At 69.6% G+C, this 26,237-nt stretch carries 23 protein-coding genes; 8 read left to right on the top strand and 15 right to left on the bottom strand.

From position 1 onward, the window contains the following. The gene (locus ACQPYZ_RS18940) at positions 1-1,674 is read right to left on the bottom strand and encodes an ABC transporter substrate-binding protein (RefSeq protein WP_433157455.1); all 1,674 of its coding nucleotides are present in this window, start codon (positions 1,672-1,674) and stop codon (positions 1-3) included. A gap of 81 nt (positions 1,675-1,755) precedes the next feature. After that, the gene (locus ACQPYZ_RS18935) at positions 1,756-2,751 is read right to left on the bottom strand and encodes a LacI family DNA-binding transcriptional regulator (protein ID WP_433157452.1); all 996 of its coding nucleotides are present in this window, start codon (positions 2,749-2,751) and stop codon (positions 1,756-1,758) included. 146 nt (positions 2,752-2,897) lie between these two features. On the opposite strand from ACQPYZ_RS18935, the gene ACQPYZ_RS18930 reads away from it, so the two are divergent. Together ACQPYZ_RS18930 and ACQPYZ_RS18925 are read left to right on the top strand one after the other, a co-directional pair. Further along, the gene (locus ACQPYZ_RS18930; RefSeq protein ID WP_433157449.1) at positions 2,898-5,513 is read left to right on the top strand and encodes a beta-galactosidase; all 2,616 of its coding nucleotides are present in this window, start codon (positions 2,898-2,900) and stop codon (positions 5,511-5,513) included. Between the two features lie 325 nt (positions 5,514-5,838). Continuing rightward, positions 5,839-6,954, top strand: coding sequence for a Gfo/Idh/MocA family protein (locus tag ACQPYZ_RS18925; RefSeq protein ID WP_433157447.1), 1,116 nt, complete (start codon positions 5,839-5,841; stop codon positions 6,952-6,954). Between the two features lie 9 nt (positions 6,955-6,963). On the opposite strand, the gene ACQPYZ_RS18920 is transcribed toward ACQPYZ_RS18925, so the two are convergent. After that, positions 6,964-7,938 (bottom strand): zinc-binding dehydrogenase, encoded by a 975-nt coding sequence (locus tag ACQPYZ_RS18920; RefSeq protein ID WP_433157444.1) that lies wholly within the window; start codon positions 7,936-7,938, stop codon positions 6,964-6,966. Between the two features lie 102 nt (positions 7,939-8,040). Between ACQPYZ_RS18920 and ACQPYZ_RS18915 the strand changes: the two genes are divergently transcribed. Next, complete coding sequence (locus tag ACQPYZ_RS18915; protein ID WP_433157441.1) at positions 8,041-9,273, top strand: ROK family transcriptional regulator; 1,233 nt, start codon at positions 8,041-8,043, stop codon at positions 9,271-9,273. 577 nt (positions 9,274-9,850) lie between these two features. On the opposite strand, the gene ACQPYZ_RS18910 is transcribed toward ACQPYZ_RS18915, so the two are convergent. From ACQPYZ_RS18910 to ACQPYZ_RS18885, 6 genes are read right to left on the bottom strand one after another with little or no spacing between them, the layout of a single operon-like run. Continuing rightward, entirely contained in the window at positions 9,851-11,203 is a 1,353-nt protein-coding gene (locus tag ACQPYZ_RS18910) for a GH1 family beta-glucosidase (RefSeq protein WP_433157439.1), read from the bottom strand. After that, a complete protein-coding gene (locus tag ACQPYZ_RS18905) occupies positions 11,200-12,147 on the bottom strand; it encodes an aldo/keto reductase (RefSeq protein ID WP_433157437.1) in 948 nt (315 codons plus the stop codon). Before ACQPYZ_RS18905 ends, ACQPYZ_RS18910 begins: the two co-directional genes overlap by 4 nt. Further along, on the bottom strand, positions 12,144-12,923 hold the full coding sequence (locus tag ACQPYZ_RS18900) for a VOC family protein (protein WP_433157434.1): 780 nt from the start codon (positions 12,921-12,923) through the stop codon (positions 12,144-12,146). The genes ACQPYZ_RS18905 and ACQPYZ_RS18900 overlap by 4 nt, the downstream gene beginning before the upstream one ends. A gap of 13 nt (positions 12,924-12,936) precedes the next feature. Then, entirely contained in the window at positions 12,937-13,764 is an 828-nt protein-coding gene (locus ACQPYZ_RS18895; RefSeq protein ID WP_433157431.1) for a carbohydrate ABC transporter permease, read from the bottom strand. Then, positions 13,761-14,726 carry a carbohydrate ABC transporter permease gene (locus ACQPYZ_RS18890; protein ID WP_433157429.1) on the bottom strand — a complete coding sequence of 322 codons (966 nt, stop codon included), beginning with the start codon at positions 14,724-14,726 and terminating at the stop codon, positions 13,761-13,763. Before ACQPYZ_RS18890 ends, ACQPYZ_RS18895 begins: the two co-directional genes overlap by 4 nt. A 4-nt stretch (positions 14,727-14,730) precedes the next feature. Next, positions 14,731-16,050, bottom strand: a complete 1,320-nt coding sequence (locus tag ACQPYZ_RS18885; RefSeq protein ID WP_433157426.1) for an ABC transporter substrate-binding protein — start codon at positions 16,048-16,050, stop codon at positions 14,731-14,733. Between the two features lie 185 nt (positions 16,051-16,235). Here ACQPYZ_RS18885 and zapE point away from each other — a divergent pair, with 185 nt between their 5' ends. From zapE to ACQPYZ_RS18870, 3 genes are all read left to right on the top strand, one after another. Beyond that, positions 16,236-17,291 (top strand): cell division protein ZapE, encoded by a 1,056-nt coding sequence (gene zapE / locus ACQPYZ_RS18880; protein WP_433157423.1) that lies wholly within the window; start codon positions 16,236-16,238, stop codon positions 17,289-17,291. A gap of 474 nt (positions 17,292-17,765) precedes the next feature. Beyond that, positions 17,766-18,476 (top strand): hypothetical protein, encoded by a 711-nt coding sequence (locus ACQPYZ_RS18875; RefSeq protein ID WP_433157420.1) that lies wholly within the window; start codon positions 17,766-17,768, stop codon positions 18,474-18,476. A gap of 157 nt (positions 18,477-18,633) precedes the next feature. Further along, complete coding sequence (locus tag ACQPYZ_RS18870; protein WP_433157418.1) at positions 18,634-19,500, top strand: polyphosphate kinase 2 family protein; 867 nt, start codon at positions 18,634-18,636, stop codon at positions 19,498-19,500. Between the two features lie 247 nt (positions 19,501-19,747). Here ACQPYZ_RS18870 and ACQPYZ_RS18865 read toward each other — a convergent pair whose 3' ends face one another. Further along, a complete protein-coding gene (locus ACQPYZ_RS18865; protein ID WP_433157415.1) occupies positions 19,748-20,656 on the bottom strand; it encodes a Clp protease N-terminal domain-containing protein in 909 nt (302 codons plus the stop codon). Further along, on the bottom strand, positions 20,656-20,883 hold the full coding sequence (locus tag ACQPYZ_RS18860) for a CopG family ribbon-helix-helix protein (protein ID WP_433157413.1): 228 nt from the start codon (positions 20,881-20,883) through the stop codon (positions 20,656-20,658). Before ACQPYZ_RS18860 ends, ACQPYZ_RS18865 begins: the two co-directional genes overlap by 1 nt. Positions 20,884-20,933: 50 nt before the next feature. Between ACQPYZ_RS18860 and ACQPYZ_RS18855 the strand changes: the two genes are divergently transcribed. Together ACQPYZ_RS18855 and solA are read left to right on the top strand one after the other, a co-directional pair. After that, positions 20,934-21,317 (top strand): VOC family protein, encoded by a 384-nt coding sequence (locus ACQPYZ_RS18855; protein WP_433157411.1) that lies wholly within the window; start codon positions 20,934-20,936, stop codon positions 21,315-21,317. A gap of 26 nt (positions 21,318-21,343) precedes the next feature. Further along, positions 21,344-22,477 (top strand): N-methyl-L-tryptophan oxidase, encoded by a 1,134-nt coding sequence (solA, locus tag ACQPYZ_RS18850; protein ID WP_433157409.1) that lies wholly within the window; start codon positions 21,344-21,346, stop codon positions 22,475-22,477. On the opposite strand, the gene ACQPYZ_RS18845 is transcribed toward solA, so the two are convergent. Genes ACQPYZ_RS18845 through ACQPYZ_RS18830 form a run of 4 tightly spaced genes read right to left on the bottom strand, consistent with a single transcriptional unit; the run spans position 22,474 to position 26,202 of the window. Continuing rightward, positions 22,474-23,268, bottom strand: a complete 795-nt coding sequence (locus ACQPYZ_RS18845; protein WP_433157406.1) for a sirohydrochlorin chelatase — start codon at positions 23,266-23,268, stop codon at positions 22,474-22,476. The two genes, solA and ACQPYZ_RS18845, sit on opposite strands and share 4 nt — an antisense overlap. Continuing rightward, positions 23,265-24,551 (bottom strand): sulfate adenylyltransferase subunit 1, encoded by a 1,287-nt coding sequence (locus ACQPYZ_RS18840; RefSeq protein WP_433157404.1) that lies wholly within the window; start codon positions 24,549-24,551, stop codon positions 23,265-23,267. Before ACQPYZ_RS18840 ends, ACQPYZ_RS18845 begins: the two co-directional genes overlap by 4 nt. Continuing rightward, on the bottom strand, positions 24,551-25,519 hold the full coding sequence (gene cysD, locus ACQPYZ_RS18835; protein ID WP_433157401.1) for a sulfate adenylyltransferase subunit CysD: 969 nt from the start codon (positions 25,517-25,519) through the stop codon (positions 24,551-24,553). Before cysD ends, ACQPYZ_RS18840 begins: the two co-directional genes overlap by 1 nt. Next, a complete protein-coding gene (locus tag ACQPYZ_RS18830; RefSeq protein ID WP_433157399.1) occupies positions 25,516-26,202 on the bottom strand; it encodes a phosphoadenylyl-sulfate reductase in 687 nt (228 codons plus the stop codon). The genes cysD and ACQPYZ_RS18830 overlap by 4 nt, the downstream gene beginning before the upstream one ends. Between the last annotated feature and the right edge of the window lie 35 nt (positions 26,203-26,237).

Below are 26,237 nucleotides of genomic sequence, written 5' to 3'. Positions count from 1 at the left end.
TCAGCTCCCGGCCGGGACGAGGTGGGTCAGGACGACGAGCCCGTTCGCGCCGTCGGCGTACGGGTCCTTCTCGTTCGGCCAGCCCTTCGCCTTGGAGGTGTCGTACTGGAACCACTTGGCGCCGTACCAGATCGGGATCATCGGCACCTGGTTCATCATGATGTCGGTGAGCCCGGCGACGGCCTCCTTCTGGGCCTTCTCGTCCGGCGAGGTGCGCAGGGTGCCGAGCAACTCGTCGGTCTTCGGGTCCTGCCAGCGGATCTCGTTGCTGGGCGCCTTCTTGCCGATCGGCGCGGTCCGGCCGCTGTGCAGCGGGTCGGCGAAGTTCGCGTACATGTTGCAGCCGCCGCCGTGGACGCCGAAGATCATCTCGTAGTTGCCGGTGGCCCGGTCCTGGTTGTGCGCGTCCGGCGTCGGGGTCTCCTTCTCGACGTCGAAGCCGAGGGCCTTCAGGTTCTTGATCAAGATGTCCGCCGCGGCCACCCAGTCGACGTACGAGCCGGGGACCTTGAACGCGAACGAGATCGGCTTGCCGTCCTTGCCGAGCCGGCGGCCCTGGCCGTCCTTGGGGTACCCGGCGTCGGACAGCGCCTTGTCGGCCGCGGCGGCGTCGTACCCGATCCGGCCCTCGTCGGCGATGCCCTCCGGCAGCCAGTCCTTCTGACCCGGTACGACGAGCCCGCTCTGGCTGGCCTGGGTGACGTACCCGAGCTGGGCCTTGTCGATCACCTCCTGGTCGTCGAACGCGGTCGTCAGCGCCTTGCGGAAGGCGACGTCGTCGAACGGCGCCTTGGTCAGGTTCATGTAGACGCTGATCACGCCGCCCGGCGCGTACCAGTAGTGGTGGTGCTCCGGGTCGCGGTCGACGTACGCCTTCTTGATGTCCTGCACGAACATGCCGTTGGTGTCGTACTCGCCGCGGCTGAGCTTGAGCTGCTCGACCTGCCCGCCGGCGTCGGCCTTGTTGAACCGGATCTCGTTGACCTTGATCTTGTCGGCCTGCCAGTAGTCCGGGTTCCGCTCGACCACGAGCTGGCGCGGGTTGAACGACTTCAGCTTCATCGGCCCGGTGCCGACCGGTGCGGTCGCGTTCACGAACGTGGTCGGGTCGGCCACCTTCGACCAGACGTGCTGCGGCACGATCTTCACGCCGCTGACCTGGGTGAACACCGAGGCGCCGGGCTGCTTGAAGGAGAAGGTGACCTTGTCGTCCCCGGTCGCCTTGACCGACGCCAGCGACGCCCACACGCCCTGGGTGTCGAGTACGTCGAACTTCTTCAGCATGCCGAAGGTGAACTCGACGTCGGCCGCGGTGAACGGCTTGCCGTCGTTCCACTTGACGCCGGGCCGGATCTGGTAGACGAGCGTCTGCGGATCGGACCACTGGTACGACGTCGCGAGCCACGGCAACGCCTTGCAGCTGTAGGTCTCGACGAACATCAGGGGCTCGTAGATGTAGTCGGCCGCGCTCAGTTTGGTGGCGTCGAGGTAGGGGTTGTAGTTGGGCTTCGGCGTGGTGCCGCCGCCGAAGTCGCCGTAGTTGAGGAAGTCGATCATCCCGCCGGCGCTGCCCGACGACTTCTGGGCACCTTCGGTGCCGGTGCATCCTGTCAGCAGCAGCGCGACACTCGCCAGGACGGCTGTCAGTGTTCTGGGTCGTGGTCGTCGGGTCATCGGGAGTCCTCCTCAGGGTGTGCCCGGCGCGCGGCCGGACGGTGGCGGTCCCCCCTTGCGATCCCCATCAGCTCGGCAGGGTCAGGTGGCACCTCCGCAACCGCAGGAGCCACGCAGGACGAGTTCGGTCGGCAGGACGATGTCGCCGGCCGGCTGACCGAGCGGGTCGGCGAGCAGGCGGGCGGTCGTCGCGGCCAGTTCGCGGATGGGCTGCCGGACCGTTGTCAACGCCGGGCGCACGAGGGCGGCCATCGGCATGTCGTCGAACCCGGTGATCGCGATGTCCTGCGGTACCCGCAGCCCGCGGCCGAGTGCGCTCAGCAGCAGGCCGAGTGCGGTCTCGTCGTTCGCGCAGACCACGGCGTCAGGCCGGTCGCCGCCGTCGAGCAGGTGCTCCGCGGCGATGGCGCCATCGGACTGCTGCAGCCCGACGCGGACCGGTTCGGCCGGTGGCTTGCGACGAGCGGACTTGTGCGCGGCGAGGAACGCCTGCCAGCGCGCGGTCACGTCGGGGGAGCCGTCCGGTGTGCCGACGAACGCCAGCCGACGGTAGCCGTGGTCGATCAGGAGGTGCCGTGTGAGCGCCTTCATCGAGTCGTTGGCAACGCTGACCGACGCCTGCGCCGGCCCGGACTCGCCGGCCATCACCACCACGCGGATCTGGTCGGCCACCTTGGCGATCGCCTCGGTCGACACCGTCCCGCCGTGGATCGCCATCCCGTCCACGCGGTCGGCCAGGTCGATGACGGTGGCGTCGGTGTCGGCGCGTGAGTGCGACGCCAGCACGAGCACGCTGTCGCCGGTCTCTAGGGCTTCGGCCTCGAAGCCCTGGATCAGCTCGGAGAAGTAGGGCCCGGACAATCCCGGGAACACCAGCCCCAGCGCGCCGTGCCGCTGTTCGGCCAGCGCCCGGCCGAAGTGGCTCGGCTTGTAGCCGTGCTCCTCGATCACCCGCAGGACGCGGTCGCGGAGCTCGGGGGAGACCGGGACCGTGCCGCGGGTGACGCGCGAGACGGTCGCCGGGGAGACCCCGGCCATCTCGGCGACCCGGCGGACGTTCACACGGCTGTTGCCCATCGGCTGAACTCCCGATATGTTGACTGAAACCGGTTTCATGAGACCGGTTTCACGACCATAACCACGACCGCGCCCGGTGGGCAACACCTCGCGGCGCGGCGTCCCGGAACCGACGAGACCGGTGAGGACGTGACTGTGACGTGAGCATGGCGACACCCGCGAAGCCCCGATCGATACGACTGGAACGGCGCCGGCTGCTGGTGGACGGCGTACCGAGGATCCTGATGGCCGGCGAGGTGCACTATTTCCGGCTGCACCGCGAGGACTGGGCCGACCGGCTCGACAAACTGGCCGCGGCCGGATGCGACGTGGTCGCCAGCTACATGCCGTGGCTGGTGCACGAGACGGCCGCGGGGAAGGTGGATCTGACCGGCGACACCAGCGAGTACCGCGACCTGGTCGGCTTCCTCGACCTCGCTGCCGAGCGGGACCTGCTGGTCATCGCCCGGCCCGGCCCGTTCGTGATGGCCGAGCTGAAGAACGAGGGCGTGCCGTTCCGGATCTACCGCGAGCATCCGGGCGCCGTACCGCTGGGATGGGACGGGAAGCCGGCCGGATCGGCGACCCTCGACTACCTCGAGCCCGGCTACCTCGCCGAGGCCGAGCAGTGGTACGCCGCGATCATGCCCGTGCTCGCGGAACGCCTGGTGAGCAAGGGCGGACCGGTCGCGGCCGTGCAGTTGGACAACGAGGTCGGCATGCTCTCATGGGTCACGAACACACCCGAGCTGACCGATCGCACGCTGGCCGATCTCGCCGCCTGGGCCGTGCGAACGTGGGGCCGCGACGGCAGCATCTCGCGGTACGGCGCCGACCCGGGCGACAACGTGGCGTGGGCCGCGCGTTGGCGCAGCGGTGGTACGGATGGCGGGACCGAGCAGCAACAGCTCGCCGTGCACTACGACCTTGGTGCGCATCACCGCGACCGGTACGCGCGGTACCTGCTGCGGCTTCGCGACGTCGCCGTCCAGCACGGCGTCGACGGCGTACCGTTCCTGATCAACCTGCACGGCACCGACGCCGGCCGTGGGCGCACGTTCCCGATCGGCATCAGCCAGCTCTCGACGGCGTACGCCGGAGTGCCGCAGGTGACCTCGGGGTCCGACCACTACATCGGCGACCTGACCGTCGAGAACGTGCCGGACCTGTACCTGATGAACGCGTTCATGGCCGCGGTGCACGACGCCGACCAGCCGATCACGTCGCTGGAGTTCGAGGCGGGGACGGGCGACTACGGCGAGGACCTGAGCAGGCTGACCAGCCCGGAGACGACCGAGCTGAAGACCCGGCTGTGTGTTGCTCAAGGCAACCGGTTGATCAACTACTACCTGTTCGCCGGCGGCCACAACCCGCCGCTGGACGAGCCGGTGGGCGACGGCAACGACCGGATCGCGTTCACCGGTGAGCGGCACGGGTTCGCGGCACCGGTCGATCCCGAGGGCCGGCTCAGCCCGACGTACCCGGGGACCGCGAGCGCGGTCCGGGCTGTGCGCGGGGCCGAGCAGCTGCTGGCCGGGATGGACGAGGAGTACGACGACATCGTGCTCGGCTTCGTGCCGGACCACTATCTCACCGAGTACCACCACCCGGATTCCGCCGTACGACGCCGTCAGGTGGGGGAGCTGGAGCGGTACCGGGGGATGGGGCCGCGGGACATCCTGGTGCGGGCGCTCCTGCTCGGCGGGTACTCCTTCGGCGCCGTCGACCTGTCGTCGGGGTCGCTTGATCCAGCTGGTCCGGCGGTCGCGTTGGCGACTCCGCCGGTGCTCGGCCTCGCTGTCCAGGAAAGGCTCGCCACCTTCGTCCGCGGCGGCGGCCGTCTCCTCCTCCACGGCCGGCTACCCGTCAGTGACGACGACGGCTCTCCCTGCACAGTGCTCGCCGACGCACTCGGCCTCCGCTCCACGGGCGTGGTCGAAGGCACGCCCCACCTGTTCCCGTCGGTCCGCGCAACCTCGTGGGCAGGCAACCAACCAGAAGTCCGAGTAGGCATCCTCGAACACCTCACCACCAAGACGAACGCCCACAGCACCAACCCAACCGCGGGCCAGCCAGCCGCGGGTGGAAGCGCGGGCCAGCCCGCTGCGGGTGAGCCAGCCGGCCTGGGTGAGCCAGCTGCGGGCGAGCGCTCAGACCACCGCCCAGCCACAGGTGAGAGCGCGGGCCTGCCAGCTGCGGGTGAGCCGGCCGGCGTGGGGGAGCCGCTTGCGGTGGACGTTGCCGACGGGTCGGCGGTTGCTCTGGACGTCGCGGTGCCGGGCGGCGGGCGGGCTGTGGTGCTCGCGTGCGACTACCCGTGTCACCTCGACTTCTGGCGTGCGCTGGTGGAGCGACTCGGGGTCCGGCGCCGCATCGTTGTCGAGGGCAACACTCCGGGATTGGTGACCACCAGCACCGCCGACGCCTCGGGTCAGCGTCTGCTGCACCTGATCAACGTCGCACCGGTCCCGCAAACCTTCACACTCACCACAGACAGCGTGACGCTTGACCTCGGTCTCGGAGCACGCGAGGGAGTGATGCTGCCGATCAACCTCCAGCTCGAGGACGCAGTCCTGCGCTGGTCCACGGCCGAGCTCGACGGCCCCGTCGACGGCTCCACCGTGCGATTGCGACGTACCACCGCCCCGGGCAGCGCCCTCATCGAAACCACCCGGCCCGTCACGACCGACGCCGACGCCACCGTCACCTCCACCGACCAAGGCACCCTCATCACCTGGCCGTCCGGCGCCACCACCACCCACCTGACCATCCACCTCACCTGACAACGTCCCCTTCCCAGCCGACCTCGCCTGTCGACCCGCCAGCTCTGGACCACCCGCCGTGGTCCGCCAAATGTGGACCACCCACCGCGGACCACCCGCCGCGGACACCCCACCGCGGACCACCCGCCGTGGACCGTCGGATGTGGACCACTATGGACCGCCGGCTTGGACCGCCAGCTATGACCACCCGCTGTGGACCACCGGCTGTGGACCACCGGCTGTGGACCACCGGCTGTGGATCACGGCTCTGGATCACCCGCTGTGGATCACCCACCCCTCTGGACCGCCCTCCGGGTTGGTCTGTCTCTAGGAAGGAACTCGGACGATGACCCTCTCGATCGGTGTGCTCGGCCTGGGAAGTGTGTTCAACGGCCCGTACGCCGCCCTGATCAGCAAACTCGAACGCGAAGGACGCGTACGCCTGACCGCCGGCTACGACCCGGACCCGGCCAAACAGTCCGCCGCCGCCGACCGATTCGGGATCGACACCGCCTTCGACCGGCCCGAGTACCTGATCGATCGCGACGACCTCGACATCGTGCTCGTGCTCACCAGCATGAACCAGCACGGCCCACTCGCCCGCGCGGCTCTTGCCGCAGGCAAGCACGTACTCGTCGAGAAGCCGATGTCCACCTCGCTCGACGAGGGTCGGGCCCTCCTCGAAACCGCCGCATCGGCGCCGGGTCAGCTGGTCTGCGCTCCACATGTCGTCCTCTCACCGACGTACCGCGAGATGCATCGGCGCGTCCGGGACGGGGAGATCGGCGACCTCCACCTCGCCCGGGCGCGGTACGGCTGGTCGGGCCCGTGGTGGGGGCGGTGGTTCTACGAGGCCGGCGGGGGAGCGCTGTTCGACCTCGGCGTGTACAACCTGACCAGCCTGTGCGGCTTCTTCGGCTCCGTCCGCCGGGTGACGGCCATGGTCGGCACCGCCGTACCGAAGCGCGAGGTCAACGGCGAACTCGTCACCGTCCGGGCCGAGGACAACGCGCACCTGGTGCTCGACTTCGGCCAGGCACGCTTCGCGTCGATCGCCACCGGGTTCACGATGCAGCAGTACCGGTCGCCGGCGATCGAGCTGTACGGCGCCACCGGCGTACTGCAGCTGCTCGGCGACGACTGGGCGCCGAACGGATTCGAGCAGTGGACCAACGAGCGCGGATCCTGGGAGGTGTTCGGCGAACGCGACCCGCACTGGCCGTGGACCGACGGCCTCCGCCACCTCGTCGAGTCCGTCGAGAACAGTACGCCGACCATCACGCACCCCGAACACGCCTTCCACGCCCTCGAGGTCATGCTCGCCGCCAAGCAATCCGCCACCGAAGGCCGCGTCATAGAAATCACCAGCACCTTCCCCACCCTCAACTACAACACCCCCACCCACCCCACGCCCCGCTCAACCGCCGGACCCCGGCCGGTTCATGATCCGCGCAGTTCCTGAGCCTGCTGCTTATGGGATGAGGACGACCTTGCCGGTGGTGGCGCGGGTTTCCAGGGCTCGGTGCGCGGCCGCGGCCTCCCCGAGCGGGAAGCTTGTGACGAGTGCCTCCCACCGCCCGGAGAAGGTCTCCTCCAAGGCGACCCGCTCGAACTCGCGCAACCGCGGCATCAGCTTCGGGCCGATCGCCCAAGTCGCGGACAGTCCACGCGCCATCAGGTCCTCAGTCGTGAGCTCGATCGGACCACCGCCCGACCAGCCGAACATCAGCACCCGCGCGGCGATCCCGAGCAGCTCGAACGCCTGCTGCCCGCTCTCACCACCGACCCCATCCAGCAGCACCGTGATCGCCCGATCACCCAACTCGGCCTTCAAAGCCGTCGCCCAGCCCGCATCCGTGTAGTCGACCGCGTAGTGAGCCCCGAGGTCCCGAACCAATCGCACCTTGTCCGCGCCTCCGGCCAAACCAATCACCGTCGCGCCCACGTTCCGTCCCGCTTGCACGAGGTAATTGCCGATTCCACCGGCAGCCGCAGTGATCAGTACGACATCCGCAGCTGTAAGCTTCGCCTGGGACAGGATCCCCGCCGTCGTCCGACCAGTCCCGATCGCGGCAACTGCCTGCGCACTATCGACGTGACCCGGCACCTCATGCAACGACTCCGCCTTCGCCACCGCGAGCTCGGCGTACCCGCCAGGCACCATGCCGAGATGCACCACGACGCGCTTGCCGACCAAGGATCCGTCGACCCCGGACCCCACCGCCTTGACCCGGCCGGCGACCTCCCGGCCGGGCGTGGTCGGAAGCGAGGGCACGGGGATCGGTCCGCCACCGGCGGCCCCGGACCGCAGTACCGTGTCGACCAAGTGGACGCCGGCCGCCTCGACCCGGATCAACACCTGCCCCTCGCCGGGCGCCGGATCCGGCGCCTCCTCGAAGCGGAGGTTCTCCGGTGGACCGAACGCATGCAATCTGATCGTCTTCACAGCCGGAAACGCTAGAACCTCAATGTCGCTTGAGGTCAAGACATCCCACTTTCTTACCTTGTGTACTAAAGTGCGAGCAGGCGTCGAGGGAGGGACGGTGACGTGGGGAAGATCCTGAAGGGCGCGACGGCACAGGAGACGCACAGCGCGATCCTCGACCTGATCCGCTCCAGCGGCACGGTCACCCGGGTCGACCTGGCCGACCGGTCCGGACTGACCGGCGCGTCGATCTCTAGGGTGGTGAAGCAGTTGCTCGCCGACGGCCTGATCGTCGAGACCGGCCTCGGCGACCCGACCGGCGGCAAACGCGCCACTCTGCTGCAGTTCAACCCACGAGCCCGGCACGCCGTCGGCATCTCGATCGACACGCCGAGTACGACCTACGTCGTCACCGACATGAGCGGCCGCGTGATCGAGCAGGTGACGTCGCGCGGGATCGGCCGGGAGGCGCCGTCGACCGCGGTCCAGCGGATCACCGCCGAGCTCGAGGATCTGATCGTCAAGGCAAACATTGAGCCGGCCACCCTGGTCGGCGTCGGCGTCGCGCTGGCCGGCCGCCAGGGCGGGGGAGGCCTGCGACTGCTGCGGACCGACTCGTCGAAGTACGCCTGGGAGCCCTTCGCCGTCCGGGACACGCTGAGCGCCGCGATCGACCACCCGATCGTGGTCGAGAACGACTCGACCTGTGCCGCGATCGGCGAGTTCTGGGCCGGCCGCATCCCATCCGCGAACGACTTCGCCACCGTCTACATGGCCGCCGGCTTTGGCCTCGGCTTGGTGACGAACGGCGACGTCTACCGCGGCTCGTCCTCGAACGTCGGCGAGATCGGCCACATGATCCTCGACGTCAACGGCCCGCCATGTTGGTGCGGCGGCCACGGCTGCCTCGAGGCGCTGGCCGCCCCGGCGGCGGTCGTGAAGCGGGCCGAGGAAGACCGCTCGCTGGTCAACGAGCTGGCGCTGCGCGGCCGTCGTACGGCGGTCCGCTCGGACTTCGCGAAGATCGCCCGGCTGGCGGCCGCCGGCGATCCCCGGTGCGTCCGGCTGATCGAGCAGTCGGCGACGTACCTGGGCAAGGCGCTGCTGTCGATCACCAACCTGCTCGACTTGGACCAGATCATCCTGGCCGGCCCCGGCTTCAGCGAGGCCGGCGACCTGTACGTCCGGGCCGCGGCGACCGAGATCAACCGGCTCTCGTTCGTCCGCGCGATGCACCCAACCCGCGTCGAGCAGTCAAAACTAGGCCCGAGCGCCGCCGCACTAGGCGCCGCCTCCCTCGTCCTACACAGCCAACTAACCCCCCACCAAAAGTCAACCCGCACCCTCACCAGCTAAACCCCCGCGCCCCCGCGCCCCCGCGCCCCCGCGCCCCCGCGCCCCCGCGCCAGAAGTCGCTCGGCGCCCTGACCAGCTGAAGGCCCGCCGCCACTGGTTATCCCCTCAAGCTGCCCCTTCTCCCACCGTATTTCGGCCGGAGAAGGGGCAATTTCAGGGGTTCTCCCCTGAAACGCCCGCGCGGAGTGGCGGGCGCTGCGGCTGGTGATGGAGGGCGCGTGCTGGTGCTCGTGCTGGCTGAGGCGGGATGCAGATGTCGGTGCTGGCGGGGGCGGGATGCAAAGGCCGGTGCTGGCGGGGGGTGAGATGCAAAGGCCGGTGCTGGCGGGGGGGGTGAGATGCAAAGGCCGGTGCTGGCCGGGGGGATGCAAATGCCGGTGCTGTGTGGTGAGTGCTGGTGCTGGGCGGCGGTGTGGGGAGGGTGGTTGGTGCAGTTCGACAGGAGGTGTGCCGTCTACGAGCCCGCTCGAGGGCCGGTTCAGGCGGGGACCCGTCGGCAGTGGACGTATACGTCCTGTCGAACTGCACCACCCCGGCACGTTCGCGCCGGACCACGGGCCTGACCCCGCACGCAGTCTCAGGTCGTCAGGAAGTGCTGGAGCCAGCGGCCGCTTTTCTTCACGATTCGCGCCTGCGTCTCGTAGTCGACGTACACGATGCCGAAGCGGCGGCTGAAGCCGTACGCCCATTCGAAGTTGTCCATCAGCGACCAGGCGAAGTAGCCCTTGAGTGGCAGCCCCTCCGAGACGAGTTCCCGACAGACGGCGAGGTGCTGCTCGAAGTACGCCTGCCGCTCGTCGTCCTCGACGGTCCCGGCCGCGGTGAGGTGGTCCGGGTACGCCGCGCCGTTCTCGGTCACGTACAGCGGCAGGTCCGGCGCGAGCTTGTTGATCGTCACCAGGATGTCGCGCAGCCCGCGCGCCTGGATCGGCCAGCCCATCTGGGTGCGCGGCAGACCGGTGTCGACGGCAACGACGTTCTCGCTGCCGGGCTGCGTGGTCGGGCCGCCGGGCGAGGAGATCGGACCGTCCGGTGCGGCCACGGTGGTCGGGCAGTAGTAGTTCACGCCGATGAAGTCGAGTGGCGCGCCGATGAGAGGCAGGTCGGCCTCGTACTGCGCGAACCAGTCGGTCATCCCGGTGTCCTCGAGGACATCGGCGGGGTACTTGCCGGCCAACAGCGGCTCGAGGAACAGGCGGTTCCGCAGACCGTCGATCCGGCGGGCGGCGTCCCGGTCGGCGGCCGAGTCCGATGCGGCGTGGATCGGCGCCGGGTTGAGCGCGATGCCGTACGTACCCTCCTCGCAGCGGATCGCGTCCAGCGCCAGCCCGTGCCCGAGCAGGAGGTGGTGGACGGCCTTCAACGCGTCCGCGCCGACCGTCCGCCCGGGTGCGTGTTCGCCGTTCCCGTACCCGAGGAAGGCCGAGCACCAGGGCTCGTTCAGCGTCATCCAGTGCTTGATCACGTCCGAGAGGGCCGCATGCGTGACGGCCGCGTAGTCGCGGTAGTGCTCGGCGGTGTCGCGCACCAACCAGCCGCCCGCGTCCTCGAGCGGCTGCGGGAGGTCCCAGTGGTAGAGGGTCGCGTACGGCGTGACGCCGTTCTCCAGGCACGTCTCGGCCAGCCGGCGGTAGAACGCGAGACCCGCCGGATTGGTGACCCCGGAGCCGGCCGGAATGATCCGCGGCCATGCGATCGAGAACCGGTACGCCGTCAGGCCGAGGTCCGCGAGCAGCCGGATGTCCTCGGAGAACCGGTGGTAGTGGTCGTCGGCGACGTCGCCGGTGGCGCCGTCCGAGATCCGGCCGGGGGTGTGCGCAAAGGTGTCCCAGATGCTCGGGCCGCGCCCGTCCGTGGAGACCGCGCCCTCCACCTGGTACGACGCCGTCGCCGCGCCCCAGACGAATCCGGGTGGGAAGCCGTTCGTCACGATCTCTCCTCCGTGCCCTCGACCCAGTACTTACGCTGCGGAAGGAGGTTACCTAACCGGTTAAGGAGATCGCTAGGGAGGTCCGCCTCGAGGGCTGCCAGCAGGGCGTCGACCCGGGCCGGTTTGCTGATGCCGACGACCGTCCCGGCGATCTCCGGATTGTCCGTCGAGTGCCGGAGCGCGGCGGTGGCCAGGTCCGTGCCGTACTCGCGGCACGCCTTGTCCATCTCCGCGACCGCGTCCAGTACGGCGGCCGGCGCCTCACGGTACGCGTACTTCGTCGCGCCCTGCGGGTTCGCGAGGATGCCACCGCCGTAGATCGCCGCGTTGACCACGCCGAGACCGTCGCCGACCGCGCGCCGGATCAGGTCACCGGCCGAGTGGTCGACCAGGCTCCAGCGGTTGTGCACAAGCAGCACCTCGAAGCCGCCCAGGTCGAGGTAGTGGGCGAGCTCACGGGTGTTGCCGCCGGCGAGCCCGACGTGCCCGATCTCACCGTCGGCCCGGAGTTGCATCAGCGTGTCGACGGCGTCGCGCATGGAATCGAAGTCGTGGAACTCGGGGTCATGCAGGTACACCAGCGGTAGGTCGTGCAGGCCGAGCCGCTCCTTGCTCTCCGCGACGCTGGCCCGAACCCGGGCGCCGGAGTAGTCCTTGCCGCGGGCGTCTACCTTCGTCGCGACCAGGAAGCCGTCGGGCAGGCCGCCGTACTCCTTGATGGCCTGGCCGATGCGCAGCTCGCTCTCGCCGTCGCCGTACCCGTTGGAGGTGTCGATCCACGTCAGTGGGCTGTCGAAGACGCGGAGGACGAGGTCGACCGCCTCCTGCCGGGTGACGTCGTACCCGAAGACCGCGGGCATGCCGGCGATGCCGCTGCCGCCCGCGCAGACGGCGGAGACGGTGAGGCCGGTGGATCCGAGAGGGCGTAGCCAGTCCTGGTTCATGCGTCGGAGCCTACGGCGAACGCGAAGCCGTCCGGGTCGACGTACGCCGTTGTGCCGTCAGGTGAGACGAGCGTGCCGAAGTCGGTCGGCGGCGTGCCCTCGAGCTCGGCGTACGCGAAGCCGGCGACGTCGAGTTGCGGCGCGCGGGACGACTTCTCGACCTCGTAGGTGAACACCTCCAGCACGGTGTCGCCGCCCTTCAGGTAGCCGATGCTGAACCCGCGCCGATCGTGCGGCTGCTCGATCGTGCCGATGAACGAGAAGCCGTGGTGCTCGGCGTAGTACCTGCTGGTCCGCTCGCGATCGTCGACGGTCACCGCGACGTGGTCGAACCGCGGCCGCTGCGGTACGCCGAGCGCCCGCTCGCGCGCGACCCCGTCCTCGTCGAGTACGGCGGCGTACTGCAGGTCGCCCTGGATCATCTCGAGCAGCGTGCCGTCGGGGTCGAAGAAGAAGCAGATCCGGACCGCACCCTCGGCGTCGAGCGGGTCGAGCTTGAACTCCACCCCAGCGGCCTTGAGTACGGCGGCGCGCTCGTCGAGCCGGTCGACCTTGAAGCCGATGTGCCGGAAGCCCTTCTGCAGGTCGTCACCGACCCAGGTGCTCCGCTCGCGGCCGTTGCCGACGGCCCGTAGTTCGACTGTTGCGGTGACGGCGTCCAGGACCGCCCGCTCCGGTGTCGGCTCACCGATCACCGGGAGCTCCAGGAACTTGGCGTAGTACTCGACGGAGCGCTGCACGTCCGTGCAGTTGACGACGACATTCTTGATCGGCATCTGACCTCTTCCGCTAGTTCTTGACGGCGCCGAGCATCATCCCGGCGACGAACTGCCGCTGCATGCGGACGTACACGATCACCACCGGTACGACGGACAGCGTGAGGCCGGCGGTGAGGGCCGGCCAGTTGGTGGAGTACTGGCCCATCAGGGTGAACAGGACCGGCTGGAGTGGAAGCGAGTCGGTGTTCCGCAGGACCGTGTTGGCGATCAGGAACTCGTTCCAGGTGGACAGGAACTGGAAGATCACCACCGTCGCGATTCCCGGCCGGGTCAACGGCAGGATCACCCGCCGGAAGATGGTGAACTCGCTGCCGCCATCGACCCGGGCCGCCTCGATCAGCTCGTCCGGCAGCGTCTGGAAGAACGCCCGCATCAGGAACATCGCGAACGGCGCCGATCCGGAGACGTAGAGCACGAGGAGGCCGGTCTGGGTGTCGAGCAACCCGAGTGACTTGAGCTCGAGGTAGAGCGGGATGATCAGCGCCGTCGACGGCATCATCAGGGTTGTCAACAATAGGACGAACAGGGTGTTGCGGAAGGGAAAGTCGAGTTTGGCGAACGCATAGCCGCTCAACGTGGCGAAGACGAGTACGCCGACGACCGTGACGGACGTGATCCAGACGCTGTTCCAGAAGTGCAGCGGGAACTCGATCGAGGTCCATGCCTCCTGGTACGCCGTACCGGTGATGTTGCGCGGGAAGAACGGGCCGTTGAAGATGGTGTTCTGCTCGCGTAACGACGTGAGCAGCATCCAGACGAACGGGAACGCCATCAGCACGCAGAACGGCGCGAGTACGAAGGTCGCGAACGACTTCCCGAGCCACGGTCTGCGCGTCATCGGTCGGCCCTCCGGGTGAGCCACAGCTGAGCGACGACCGCCAGCGTGCAGAGCACCATCGTCACCACACTGAACGCGCTCGCGTAGCCGAGTTGCGGGATCGACCCGGACGTCGAGCCGAACGCCAGCGAGTAGAGGTACGTTCCGAGGACCTCGCTGGCGTGATTCGGGCCGCCGCCGGTCATCACGAAGATCACGTCGAACGCCTTGAACCCGTTCAGCAGCCCGAGGCTGACCACCAGCCCGGTGACCACGCGCAGGCTCGGCACGGTGATGTGGCGGAACTGCTGGACGGTGTTCGCGCCGTCCACGGCCGCCGCCTCGTACAGGCTCGGGTCGATGCCTTGCAGGCCGGCGTAGAAGATCAGCATGGTGAATCCGATGCCGCCCCAGACGGTCACCACGACGATGGCCGGCAGCACGGTCCTCTGGTCGGCCAGCCACGGGTGCTGCAGGCTGTCCAGGCCGATCGCCCCCAGCAGCCGGTTGAGCGTGCCGATGTTCGGGTCGTAGATCAGCTTCCACAGCACCGCGGACACCACGAACGAGACGATGCCGGGGATGAACAGAATCGTCCGGACGAGTACGCCGACCTTCGGCCAGACCGCGTTGACGAGGACCGCGGTGACGAGTCCGAGGAAGGTGAGCAGCGCCGTCGTCACACCGGTCAGCACGAGCGTGATCACGAGCGCCCGGCGCGCGACCGGGTCGGACAGCATCCGGCTGTAGTTGTCGAAGCTTACGAATCTCGGCGTACCGAAGCCTCCCCACGAGGTCAGGCTCAGGTACGCCGTGTAGAGGATCGGCCAGAGCACGAACGCCAGGAACAGCGCGAAGGTCGGCAGCACGAACAGATAGCCGGCCGCCCGCTGCGACTTCCGCAACGGCGAGCCGAACCGGTACGGCGTACGGCGGGGGAGCGGGCGGGTGGCCGGTTCCGACGGGGAGAGGGCTGTCGCCATCCGATCAGCCGCCCTTGGCGTTCAGGACCGCCTGCTGCATCTCCTTCGCGACCGCCGCCGGCTCGCCCTTGCCGTCGAAGATCTTGGCCAGCGGGTCGCCGGCCGCGACCGAGCCGGGGCCGAACGGGATGTGCGGGCAGCCGTCGCCGTCGAGCAGCCAGGACGTCATCTGCTTCATGATCGGCAACTCGATCCGGGTGGCCGCGCTCTTGGTCGCCGGCATCGAGTTCGACTCGTTCATCGTGGGGGAGTACTCGTCGGCGGAGTACAGGAAGCGGAGGAACTCCAGCGCGGCGTCCTTGTTCTTGCTGTTCGCCGAGACCGCCCAGCCGGCGCCGGCCTGGTTCGCGGTCCAGTGCCGCTTGCCGGGGGCGATGGCCGGCGTCTTCATCACCTTGTACTTCTTCACGAAAGCCGGCGGTGCGTCCTGGGTCAGGCCCTGCGGCGTCCACGACCCGTTGAACAGCATCGCGGACTTCTCGGTGTAGAACAGCTGCGGCGCCTGCTCACCGCTGGTGCCGGTCGTCCCGGGCTGGAACACGCCGCCGTTGACGATCTTCTGCTGCAGCTCGATCGCCTGGACCACCTTCGGGTCCTCGTACGTCGTGCCGTCCTTCAGCTGGTCGAGCTTGAGGTAGAACGTCGGGTCGTCGGCGACCTGCGTGATCAGCGGCAGGAAGAAGTCCAGCGAGCTGGTCGTCGGGTTGCAGCTCAGTGCCACCGGATGCTTGCCGATGGCCCGGATCTTCGCCGCGGCCGCGATCAGGTCGTCCCAGGTCTCGATCTCGTCCTCACCGACGCCCGCCTGCTTCAGCAGGTCGGGGTTGTAGAACAGACCGAAGGTCTGCGCCATCCAGCCGACCGCGTACTGCTTGCCGTCCAGGGTGTACTCCTGGTTGGCGGAGTCGAAGAAGTCCTTCAGGAAGTCGTCGCCGAGCTCCTGTTTGAGGTCGGCGGAGATGCCGCCGGTGCCATAGGTCAGCGCGCGCGTGTGCGGCGCGAAGATCTCCGGTACGTCGCCGCCGGCGACCGCCGCCTGCAGGGCGGGCAGATACTGATCCGGGGTGCCGAAGATCCTGTTCTCGATCGTGATGTTGCTGTGTGCCGCCTGGAACTTCTCGATCAGCTTCGGGAACTGCGCCTCCTGGTCGTTGTACCAGGACCACATCCGGACCACGGCCTTCCCGCCACTCGTGGTCCCGCCGCTGTCGCTACCGCCGCACGCGGTCAACGCCGGCCCGAGCCCGAGCGCGGCCGCCCCGCCCAGTGCGCCTCTGAGAACCGTCCGCCGCCCGACCCGGGCGGCATCTCGCCGTTCGCCCATACCGACTCCTCAGTCAGTCACCTCACGAACCTCACTCCAACTTCCTAACTGAAAGTAAGAAAGTGGTCAAGGTCACGGCGAGCTGCCAACGAGGTTTCCCGAGGTTTCCCGGATCCGTTCGTGTGGTCGGGGTTCTGTCGCTGGGGTTGTGTGGCCAGGGTGGGGTGGGCTCATAGGGTGGGCGCATGGTGGTTCGGTTGAGTGAGCGGTGGCCGGAGGTGAGTTCTGCTCGGTTGTTGTCCGAATGCGTGCCGCCGCCGCGGTTCGCCGAGGTCCGGTTCACGACGTACCGGCCGGACCCGGAGGAGCCCAGCCAGGCCGAGGCGCTCGCGGTGCTGTCGGAGCGGGCCGCCGTGCTCGCCAATCCGCGGCAGGCAGCGAGCCTCTGGTCCCGCCTCCGCGGCCGCGGCCCGGCGGCTGGCGGGAGGTCGGGGGCTGGCGGGAAGCCGGGGATTTATCTTGACGGTGGGTTTGGGGTCGGGAAGACGCACCTGCTGGCATCGCTGTGGCACGAGGCGGCTGGACCGAAGATGTACTGCACGTTCGTCGAGCTGACCAACCTGGTCGGGGCTCTGGGGCTCCGCGCCGCCGTCGAGGAACTGTCGTCGTACCGGCTGATCTGCATCGACGAGTTCGAGCTCGACGATCCGGGCGACACCATGCTGATCTCTCGCCTGCTCGCCCAGTTGGTCGCCGCCGGCGTCGAGTTCGCGGCGACGTCGAACACGTTGCCCGACAAGCTGGGCGAGGGCCGCTTCCAGGCGATCGACTTCCTCCGCGAGATCCAGGCCCTGGCCGCCCACTTCGACGTACGCCGGATCGACGGGCCCGACTACCGGCACCGCGGCCTGCCGGTCGCACCCGAGCCGTGGTCGGACGAGCAGGTCGAGTCCGCCGCGGTCGAGCGGACCAACGCGTCGTGCGACCACTTCGTCGACCTGCACCGCCACCTCGCCGAGCTCCATCCCAGCAAGTACGGCGCGCTGCTCGACGGCGTGGACACCGTGGCGATGACTGACATTCGCCCGCTCACCGACGAGAACGTCGCCCTGCGCCTCGTCGTGCTCGCCGACCGCATGTACGACCGGAACCTTCCACTCCTGGCGAGCGGCGTACCGCTGGACGAGCTCTTCTCGGCCGACATGCTGAAGGGCGGCTACCGCAAGAAGTACCTCCGAGCCCTCTCCCGCCTGATCGCCCTCGCCAACACCGGCATGCAACGCACAACCGCGGCGAGCTGACGTGCCCCCGGCGGCGGCTGGCTGGCGTGGTCCGCGGCGGCGGCCGGCTGGCGTGGTCCGCGGCGCGGCGAGCTGACGTGGCCTGCGGCGGTGGCGGCCTGGCGTGGCCTGCCGCGGCGGCGGGCTGATGTGATCCGCGGCGGTGGCCGGTTGAGGTGGTCCGCGGCGGCGGCCGGCTGGCGTGGTCCGCGGCGCGGCGAGCTGACGTGGCCTGCGGCGGTGGCGGCCTGGCGTGGCCTGCCGCGGCGGCGGGCTGACGTGATCCGCGGCGGTGGTCCACTGACGTGATCCCCGGCGGTTGCCGGCTGACGTGGCCCGCGGCGGTGGCCGGTTGACGTGATCCGCGCGGTGGCTGGGTGACGTGGCCCGTGGCGGTGGTGGGCGAGCGTGGCCTGCGGTGGTGGTGCGCTGGCGTGGTCCGCGGTGGTGGTGGGCTGGGGTTGTGGTGGACCTTCGGCGTGGTTCGCTGGAGTGATGGTCCGGGAGCGGCGTACGGCGGTGGCGTCCGTCGTGCTGCTCGGTGTCGCGCTGGTGCTGCTGGCCAGCGGAGGGTTCATTCAGTTGGACGACTCGCCGAGCCCGTGGTTCTTCGCGTTGGGGCCTCTTGCCGTGATCCCGGCCGTCGCGGCGGTGGTGGTCGCCAGCCGCGATCCCATGGCTCGCCTGTGGTTGGGTGGCGGACTGATGGGGCTGGTCGCACTCGTCGTTCTGCTGAGCTTGCTGGTGCAGGGCTTCCGCTTCGTGTGGGTGGAGTCCGAGAGTGAGCTGCTGGTGCTGGAGGTCGTTCTCGGCCTGGTTGCGGCCGTGCTGATCGCCACCGGCCTCCAGCCGTCGGCGCGGACGACAGTACGCACCGCTCCAGGCACCGCTCCGGGCGCCGCGGCCGGTGCCAAACGAGGTGCCGGGCGGTGGATGGTGCGTGCGTCCGTGTACCTCTGCGCGACTGCCGTGCTGATGGCTGCGGCGTTCGTCGCCGGAGTCGTGCTCTACGACACGACGTACTGCGGGGCGGGAGGCGACACGGAATGCCTGGCGATCCTCGCGGGGTTCCTGTGGGCTGCCGCGGCGCTGCCCGTCAGCGGCGTCGCGATCGGCATCATCGAGCTCGTCCTGTGGCACCGTCGACGAGCCGAACGTCGACGAGCCGAACATTCACGCGTCGAACGCCGGCAGCCGACCACGTGATCGCCACCGTTCCACAGTTGGGGTGACGGCGTCGGGCGCAGGCAGGCCTCGAGCGACGCTGATGGAGGACCGGCAGGACCCGATGCTCGCTGCGCAGGACGCCCGGCTGGCGGCGGCGTAACCGGTAAGTGCGGGGTTGATGGGGCAGGATGGGCTGATGGCGAAGGAGAAGAAGGGCCGGGCGGGGCAGGGTGGGCTGCTGGAGCAGTTGCGGGTGCCGTCGGGGCCGGTGGATCTGAGCAAGTACGACCCGCGCGCGATGCCCGGATTCAGCGGGACGAAGGAAGACGGGAAGCTAGCGCTGGAGGCCCTCGAGGGCGAGGTGTCCGACTGGCAGGAGCGGCTGTTCGCCGAAGGCCGTACGGGCGGGCAGCGCAGTGTGCTGCTGGTGCTGCAGGGGATGGACACGTCCGGCAAGGGCGGGGTGATCCGGCACGGCGCCGGGTTGATGGATCCGCAGGGCCTGAGGATCACGTCGTTCAAGGCACCGACGCCGGCGGAGAAGCGGCGCGGGTTCCTGTGGCGGATCCGGCAGGCGCTGCCCGGGCCCGGGATGATCGGGATCTTCGACCGCTCGCACTACGAGGACGTGCTGATCGCGCGGGTCCGCAGCCTGGTTGCGGCGCCGGTGTGGAACCGCCGCTACGGGCAGATCAACGACTTCGAGGAGGAGCTCGTCGCGAGTGGGGTGACGGTGCTGAAGTGCTTCCTGCACATCTCGCCCGAAGAGCAGAAGCTCCGGCTGCAGGCGCGCCTGGACGACCCGACGAAGCACTGGAAGTACAACCCGGGCGACGTCGACGAGCGCGAGCTCTGGCCGGCCTACACCGAGGCGTACGAGGCGGCGCTGGAGCGCTGCAACACCCCCGAGGCGCCGTGGTTGGTGATCCCGAGCGACCGCAAGTGGTACCGCAACTGGGCCGTCACCACGATCCTCCTCGAGACGCTCAGGTCCCTCGATCCGCAGTGGCCGAAGGCCGACTTCGACGTCCAGACCGAGAAGAACCGCCTGGCCGCCACCTGACCGACCCGCTCGACCACCCAGCCCGAGCACCAGCGGCCCGCGTCCTCACCAGCCCGAGCTGTCAGGAGTCCGGGTCGATGTCGTGGCTGCGCAGCAGCGCGCGGAGCTTCGCCACCTGCTCGTGGAGGCGTTCGTTCTCGTCGAGTACGGCGTTCAGTTCGTGGAGCAGGTGGTGGCGCCGGCCGAAGGTGGGCCAGGTGGACCCGGTCTCGTCGGCCAGGTAGCCGGCGACGGCCGACTCCGCCCGCTACCTGCGTCCGCGCCGGCCGACCACCCGCGCCCGGACCTCGTCGCTGTCCGCGCCGAGCTTGGTCAGCACCTGCGCGGCCACACCTTCGCCGTCCCGCAGCAGGCCGAGCAGCAGGTGCTCGGTGTCGAGCGAGTGGTCGCCGAGCTCGCGCGCCTCGCGGTAGGCGTGGTCGAGCACACTCTTCGCGCGCGGCGTGAACGGGACCGTCGTGCTCGTGGGCGGCTGGGCGCCGCGGCCGATGATCTCCACCACGAGCTCGCGCGCCCGGATCTCGGTGACGCCCAGCTCGGCGAGCACCTTGGCGGCCCGGCCGTGGCCTTCCTCGAGCAGGCCGAGCAGCAGGTGCTCGGTCCCGATGAAGTTGTGCTGCAGACCGCGGGCCTGCTCCTGCGCCCGCACGACCACCTGCCGCGCCCGGTCAGTGAACCTGTCGAACATGCCGCCACCCCTCCACAACTCTCCGCCGCCGAGCGCGGCGATCGCCTCCTCCAGGCCCAGCTCGGCCCGCAGATGATCCTCGAGGTCCTCGGCGGTGACCCGCTCCGGCATCAACCGGGCCCCGACGAACTCGGCGACCTCCGCCGTCGTGACTTGGTCGGCCCGGAGCCGGTCCAGTAGGTCGTCCCAGTCCTCGACCGGCTCGAGCCGCAGATCCGCCTGGTTGACCGCGACGAACTGCAGCACGACCGCGACCGTCACCACCCGGTTCGCCCCTTCGAAGGCACGCGCCCGGATCAGCCCCGACAGCAGGACCGCTGCCGCGTCGGCCAGCCCGCCGGCCCGGCGTACGTCGGCCAGCACGCGGTCGACCGCGTCCAGGTCCGTCCGGCGTACGGCGTCCGCCGAGTCGCACCGTAGGACCCGGGCCGCCACCGCGAGTACGTCGTACTGGTCGAGGAAGCGCATCAGTCGTCTCCGCGGAGGCGTCGCAGCGACTCCTCGTGGCGCGTCAGGTTCTCGTCGAGCAGGCGGGTGAAACGGCGGTCCTGCCGGCGTTGGTCCACGAGCGCCGCGATCGCCTCCCGCGCGACGTCAGACACCGATCGCCCCTCGACCGAGGCCACCGTCTGCAGTCGCTCCGCCAGCTCCGGATCCAGTCGGAGCAGGATGTTCTTGGTCCCGTCCTTCGCCATGGCTAGCAAGATATCACGATATCTCCAGGGATGGGTGCAGAATGGTCCGCATGTTCAGCGCGCCGCAGATCACGTTCTACTCCGACGACCTCGCCCGCCTGCGGGACTTCTACCTCGGGCTGGGCTTCGAGCAGCGGTTCCAGCACCCGCCGGAGGGTCCACCGATCCATGTCGAGCTCGTGCTGGACGGGTTCAATCTGGGCATCGCCGACGTCGCGTCGGCCCGCAAGGACCACGGCCTGTCGCCGGATCTGAGCGGTCGCGCGGCCGAGCTGGTGCTGTGGTGCGAGGACACCGACGGGGAGTACGCGCGGCTGACGGCGGTCGGCTCGGAGGGGCTCTCCGAGCCGCACGACTGGCTCGGCGATCTCCGGATCGCCTGGATCGCCGACCCCGACGGCAACCCGATCCAACTGGTCCAGAAGGTGAGCTGAACCGCGCCGTCCGTCAGGGTGGAGAGATGGAGACTCTGCAGACGGAGGTCGTCGTGGTCGGCCTGGGTGCGTTCGGGTCGGCCGCCCTGTGGCGGTTGGCGCAGCGCGGGGTGCCGGTGGTCGGCATCGAGCGGCAGGCGATCGGGCACCCGTTCGGCTCGTCGCACGGGAGCACTCGGCTGTTCCGGGTGGCGTGCATGGAGCACCCTGGGCTGACACGGATCGCCCTGGAGTCGCTCAGGCTGTGGACCGAGCTGGGGGAGCGGACCGGCGAGGTGTTCGTCCGGCAGACGGGTTCACTGAACGTCGGTCGGCGGGACAGCCGTCCGGTCACCGGTGCCCGCAAGGCCGCGGCGGAAGCCGGTGCCGCGACCACAGACCTTAGCCACGACGAGCTCGGCCGACGATTCCCGCAGTACCGCCTGGCCGACGACGAGGTCGCGGTGTGGGATCCGGGCGCGGGCATCTGCTACGCCGAGCCGACGGTACGGGCGCAGGTCGCCGAGGCGCAGCGACTGGGGGCCACTGTCTTCGCGCACACCATGGTGACCGCGATCGACCTGCAGCCGGGTGGGGTGACGGTTCGGACCCCGACGATCGAGGTTCGCGCGGAACAGGTCGTCGTCTGCGCGGGTGCGTGGTTGGGCAAGCTCGTCCCGGGTCTGCCGTTGTCGCCGCGCCGTACGCCGCTGTTCTGGTTCCAGCCGAAGGATCCGGCGTCCGACGCGTTCCGGCTGGAGAACTTCCCGTCGTTCATCTGGGCGTTCGAGGACGGCCGCGGCCTGTGGGGGCACGGTGCCGACGAGGGCTTCGGGGTGAAGGTCGGCATGGACGGTGCCGAGGACGACCGCGACGTCGATCCGGACGAGCTCGACCGGTACATCCATCCGCGGAAGGACATCGCGGCCTTGTCGGCGGCGATCGCCGGGCACTTCCTGGGCCTTGATCCGGAGCCGGTGAAGGTGATTCCGTGCATGGTGACCGACTCGCCGGACGGACAGTTCCTGGTCGGCCGCCGGGACGAGCGACTGGTGATCGCCGGTGGCGACAGCGGCCACGGGTTCAAGCACAGCGCGGGAGTCGGTGAACTCCTGGCCCAGATCACGACGAAGGAGACGCCCTACACGGACGTCTCCTTCGTCGACCCGTTGCGCTACTAGGCCGTGCGGACGAGCTCCGGCCGGAGGACGGTCGGGCGCGGGGCCGGGGCCAGGGTGAGCAGGTCGAGGCCGGCGACGCCGTACCGCAGGAGCACGAGGCGGGCCACCTCGGCGCTCACTCCGAGCGGGCGCGAGACGGCGACCGCGCCGGCGCGACGGGCGGTCGACTCCGCGCGGTCCGGCAGTACGCCCGGCGCGAGGAACAGCGAGCCGACGGCGACGTGACGCCGTCCCTCCAGCCGCCACTGCAGGACGGCCTCGGCCGGTGACGGCGACGCGGCGCACGTGAAGGCCGCGGTCACCGGGAGCTTGTGCCGCTGACCCCACAGCCGCGCGAGCCGGGTGACGCTCGCGTTCGCCTGCGAGTCGCTCGAACCGGCGCACGCCAGCACGAGCGCGTCCAGCTCCCGCACGCGGCCGTCCTTCAGCTCGGCGCGCATCCGCCGGTCGAGGACGTCGAGCAGCGTCTCGTCGTACCCGAGAACGTCCGAGGCGATGATCCGCAGGTCCGGGAACCGGGTCCGGGCCTCGTCGACGACGGCCGGTACGTCGATCCGCGCGTGGTACGCCGACGACAGCAGCAACGGCAGGACGACGACCTCCTCCACACCCTCGGCGGCGAGCTTGCCGATCACCTGGTACGGCGTCGGCGGGCAGTGGTCGAGGAAGGAGGCTTCGATCCGCAGGTCGCCACGCAGGTCACGCAGGCACTTGACGAGACCGTGGACGGTGGCGGCCGACCGCGGGTCGCGGCTGCCGTGGGCGAGGATCACGAGCGCTGGAGCAGTCACAGCAGTTCCCCTTCTTCGTCGTCGATCATGCCGGCCGCGAGCGTCCACCCGTCGTGGGCGTCGATCAGCAGGAACGATCCGGTGATGGCGTTGCTGGAGTACGGATCGGCGGCCAGCGGTGCGGCGACCTTCAACTGCACCTTGCCGATGTCGTTCAGGTCGAGCCCGGCGGCGTCGATGACTCCGAGCGTGTCCAGATCCAGCGCACCGTTGATCTTGGTGACAATGGCCTGGGCGGTGGTGGTGGTGTGCTTGATCAGCACCCGGGCGCCCACGGTCAGCGGGCGGTCTGACAGCCAGCACACGGTGGCGGCCAGCTCCCGGCGGGTGCCGGGCGAGGCCTCGGCCGCGACGATCACCGAGCCGCGGGCGACGTCGATGTCGTCGGCCAGCCGGACGGTGACGGCCTCGCCGGCCACCGCGGACGGCCGCTCGGCGACCGCGGTGGACGTGGCGGTGACGACCGCCTTGTCGATCCCGGCGACCGACGTACGCCGGCCGGCCGGCAGCACCACCACCGAGTCGCCGACCGAGACGGTGCCGGAGGCAACGGTCCCGGTGTAGCCGCGGTAGTCGCGGTACTCGTCGTCGGTCTGCGGCCGGATCACGTACTGGACCGGGAAACGCAGGGGCTGCTGCGAGGTGTCGGTCCGCCCGGTCGCGTTCTCCAGGTACTCCAGCAGGGTCGGGCCGTCGTACCATGCCGTCTCCGCGGAGCGCTCGACCACGTTGTCCCCGATCAGCGCGGACACCGGGATGGCGTGCACGTCGGCGATCCCGAGCTGGTCGGCGAGGTCGTTGACGTCCTTTGCGATCCCGGTGAAGACGGCTTCGTCGTACCCGACGAGATCGATCTTGTTGACCGCGAGGACGACGTGCGGGACCCGGAGCAGCCCGGCGACGGCCAGGTGCCGGCGGGTCTGCTCGAGGACGCCGTGGCGTGCGTCGACCAGGATGATCACCACATCCGCGGTGGACGCGCCGGTCACGGTGTTGCGGGTGTACTGCACGTGTCCGGGGCAGTCGGCGAGGATGAACGAGCGCTTCTCGGTCGCGAAGTACCGGTAGGCGACGTCGATCGTGATGCCCTGCTCGCGCTCGGCCCGCAGACCGTCAGTCAGGAGCGCGAAGTCGAAATCACCGCCGCGGGCCTCGGAGACGGTCTGCACGTGGGCGATCTGGTCGGCGAGGATCGCCTTGCAGTCGTGCAGCAGCCGGCCGACCAGCGTGGACTTGCCGTCGTCGACCGATCCGGCCGTGGCCAGCCTGAGGAGTGTGCTCATCAGAAGTACCCCTCTCGCTTGCGGTCTTCCATGGCGGCCTCGCTGACCCGGTCGTCGGCACGAGTGGCGCCGCGCTCGGTCAGCTCGCTGGCCGCGACCTCGACGACCACCTCGGCGGCCGAGGACGCGGTCGACGCGACGGCGCCGGTGCAGGACATGTCGCCGACGGTCCGGTAGCGCACGATCCGCGTGCCGACGGTCTCGCCGTCGCGGGGCTGCGAGTACGGGCCGACAGCCAGCAACATGCCGTCGCGCTCGAACACGTCCCGCTCGTGCGCGTAGTAGATGCTCGGCAGCGGAATCTGCTCGCGCTCGATGTAGTGCCAGACGTCCAGTTCGGTCCAGTTGGACAGCGGGAAGACCCGGACGTGCTCACCCGGCCGGTGCTTGCCGTTGTACAGCGACCACAGCTCGGGCCGCTGGTTGCGCGGGTCCCACTGGCCGAACTCGTCGCGGAGGCTGAAGATCCGCTCCTTCGCCCGGGCCCGCTCCTCGTCCCGCCGGCCGCCGCCGAAGACGGCGTCGAACCGATGGCCGTTGATCGCGTCCAGCAGCGGGATCGTCTGCAGCGGGTTCCGCGTCCCGTCCGAGCGCTCGCGCACCCGGCCGTCGGCGATGTACTCCTCCACGCTGGCGACCTCGAGCCGCAGCCCGAGCGTCGCGACCGTCTGGTCGCGGTAGGCGAGCACCTCCGGGAAGTTGTGCCCGGTGTCGACGTGCAGCAGCGAGAACGGGACACCGGCGGGCGCGAACGCCTTCCGGGCCAGGTGCAGCATGACGATCGAGTCCTTGCCGCCGGAGAACAGGATCACCGGCCGCTCGAACTCGGCCGCCACCTCCCGGAACACGTGGATGGACTCGCTCTCGAGCGCGTCCAGTTCGGTGACGGTCGCGGTGCTCAGGATGGCCTCCGGGGCGTCGATCGACTGGGGCGGCGGGGCGGGGAAGGTTTCCAGCGCGGCGGTCATGTGTGCAGCCCGCATTCGACCTTGCCCTGGCCGGCCCAGCGGCCGCTCCGCGGGTCCTCACCGGGGGCGACGCGCTGGGTGCACGGCTCGCAGCCGATCGACGGATAGCCGTCGTACTGCAGGAGATTGACCAGTACGCCGTTGTCGGCGATGTACCCGTCCAGGTCCTCCTGGGTCCAGGGGGCGATCGGGTTGAGCTTCACCATGTCGCGCTTGGCGTCGTACTCGACGACCGGGGTGTTCGCCCGGGTCGGCGCCTCCTCGCGGCGGATGCCGGTGACCCAGGCCTTGTAGCCGGACAGGTACCGGTTGAGCGGCTCGACCTTGCGGAGCGCGCAGCACTTGTCGGGCTCGCGGGCGTAGAGCTTCTCGCCGTACTCGGCGTCCTGCTCCTCGACCGTCTGCCTCGGGGTCGCGTTGATCAGGTGGATCGGCAGAGTCGCCGCGACCGCGTCCCGGGTGCCGATGGTCTCGGCGAAGTGGTAGCCGGTGTCGAGGAACAGTACGTCGACGCCGGGAGCCGCCTGCGCCGCGAGGTGGGGGAGCGCGCCGTCGGCCATCGAGGCGGTCACCACGAGGTCGTCACCGAACGTCTCCCGCGCCCACGCGAGCACCTCGACCGGCGACGCGTCGGCCAACCGTTCGTTCGCCTCCTCGGCGAGCGTCTTCAGGTCAGTACTCATTCCACCGTCACCCGCAGTCCGATCATCTTCAGCTG

The organism is Kribbella sp. CA-247076 (assembly GCF_050942445.1).
Classification (GTDB): domain Bacteria; phylum Actinomycetota; class Actinomycetes; order Propionibacteriales; family Kribbellaceae; genus Kribbella.
Note: the sequence above shows the minus strand (reverse complement) of the source record. Positions and strands in the feature narration are given on the sequence as shown.

What these genes read in the sequence shown, in the direction of transcription:
- ACQPYZ_RS18940 (WP_433157455.1), bottom strand. Translation starts at nt 1,674, where the DNA reads ATGACCCGACGACCACGACCCAGAACACTGACAGCCGTCCTGGCGAGT.
- ACQPYZ_RS18935 (WP_433157452.1), bottom strand. Translation starts at nt 2,751, where the DNA reads ATGGGCAACAGCCGTGTGAACGTCCGCCGGGTCGCCGAGATGGCCGGG.
- ACQPYZ_RS18930 (WP_433157449.1), top strand. Translation starts at nt 2,898, where the DNA reads ATGGCGACACCCGCGAAGCCCCGATCGATACGACTGGAACGGCGCCGG.
- ACQPYZ_RS18925 (WP_433157447.1), top strand. Translation starts at nt 5,839, where the DNA reads ATGACCCTCTCGATCGGTGTGCTCGGCCTGGGAAGTGTGTTCAACGGC.
- ACQPYZ_RS18905 (WP_433157437.1), bottom strand. Translation starts at nt 12,147, where the DNA reads ATGAACCAGGACTGGCTACGCCCTCTCGGATCCACCGGCCTCACCGTC.
- ACQPYZ_RS18900 (WP_433157434.1), bottom strand. Translation starts at nt 12,923, where the DNA reads ATGCCGATCAAGAATGTCGTCGTCAACTGCACGGACGTGCAGCGCTCC.
- ACQPYZ_RS18895 (WP_433157431.1), bottom strand. Translation starts at nt 13,764, where the DNA reads ATGACGCGCAGACCGTGGCTCGGGAAGTCGTTCGCGACCTTCGTACTC.
- ACQPYZ_RS18890 (WP_433157429.1), bottom strand. Translation starts at nt 14,726, where the DNA reads ATGGCGACAGCCCTCTCCCCGTCGGAACCGGCCACCCGCCCGCTCCCC.
- ACQPYZ_RS18885 (WP_433157426.1), bottom strand. Translation starts at nt 16,050, where the DNA reads ATGGGCGAACGGCGAGATGCCGCCCGGGTCGGGCGGCGGACGGTTCTC.
- zapE (WP_433157423.1), top strand. Translation starts at nt 16,236, where the DNA reads ATGGTGGTTCGGTTGAGTGAGCGGTGGCCGGAGGTGAGTTCTGCTCGG.
- ACQPYZ_RS18875 (WP_433157420.1), top strand. Translation starts at nt 17,766, where the DNA reads ATGGTCCGGGAGCGGCGTACGGCGGTGGCGTCCGTCGTGCTGCTCGGT.
- ACQPYZ_RS18870 (WP_433157418.1), top strand. Translation starts at nt 18,634, where the DNA reads ATGGCGAAGGAGAAGAAGGGCCGGGCGGGGCAGGGTGGGCTGCTGGAG.
- ACQPYZ_RS18865 (WP_433157415.1), bottom strand. Translation starts at nt 20,656, where the DNA reads ATGCGCTTCCTCGACCAGTACGACGTACTCGCGGTGGCGGCCCGGGTC.
- ACQPYZ_RS18860 (WP_433157413.1), bottom strand. Translation starts at nt 20,883, where the DNA reads ATGGCGAAGGACGGGACCAAGAACATCCTGCTCCGACTGGATCCGGAG.
- ACQPYZ_RS18855 (WP_433157411.1), top strand. Translation starts at nt 20,934, where the DNA reads ATGTTCAGCGCGCCGCAGATCACGTTCTACTCCGACGACCTCGCCCGC.
- solA (WP_433157409.1), top strand. Translation starts at nt 21,344, where the DNA reads ATGGAGACTCTGCAGACGGAGGTCGTCGTGGTCGGCCTGGGTGCGTTC.
- ACQPYZ_RS18840 (WP_433157404.1), bottom strand. Translation starts at nt 24,551, where the DNA reads ATGAGCACACTCCTCAGGCTGGCCACGGCCGGATCGGTCGACGACGGC.
- cysD (WP_433157401.1), bottom strand. Translation starts at nt 25,519, where the DNA reads ATGACCGCCGCGCTGGAAACCTTCCCCGCCCCGCCGCCCCAGTCGATC.
- ACQPYZ_RS18830 (WP_433157399.1), bottom strand. Translation starts at nt 26,202, where the DNA reads ATGAGTACTGACCTGAAGACGCTCGCCGAGGAGGCGAACGAACGGTTG.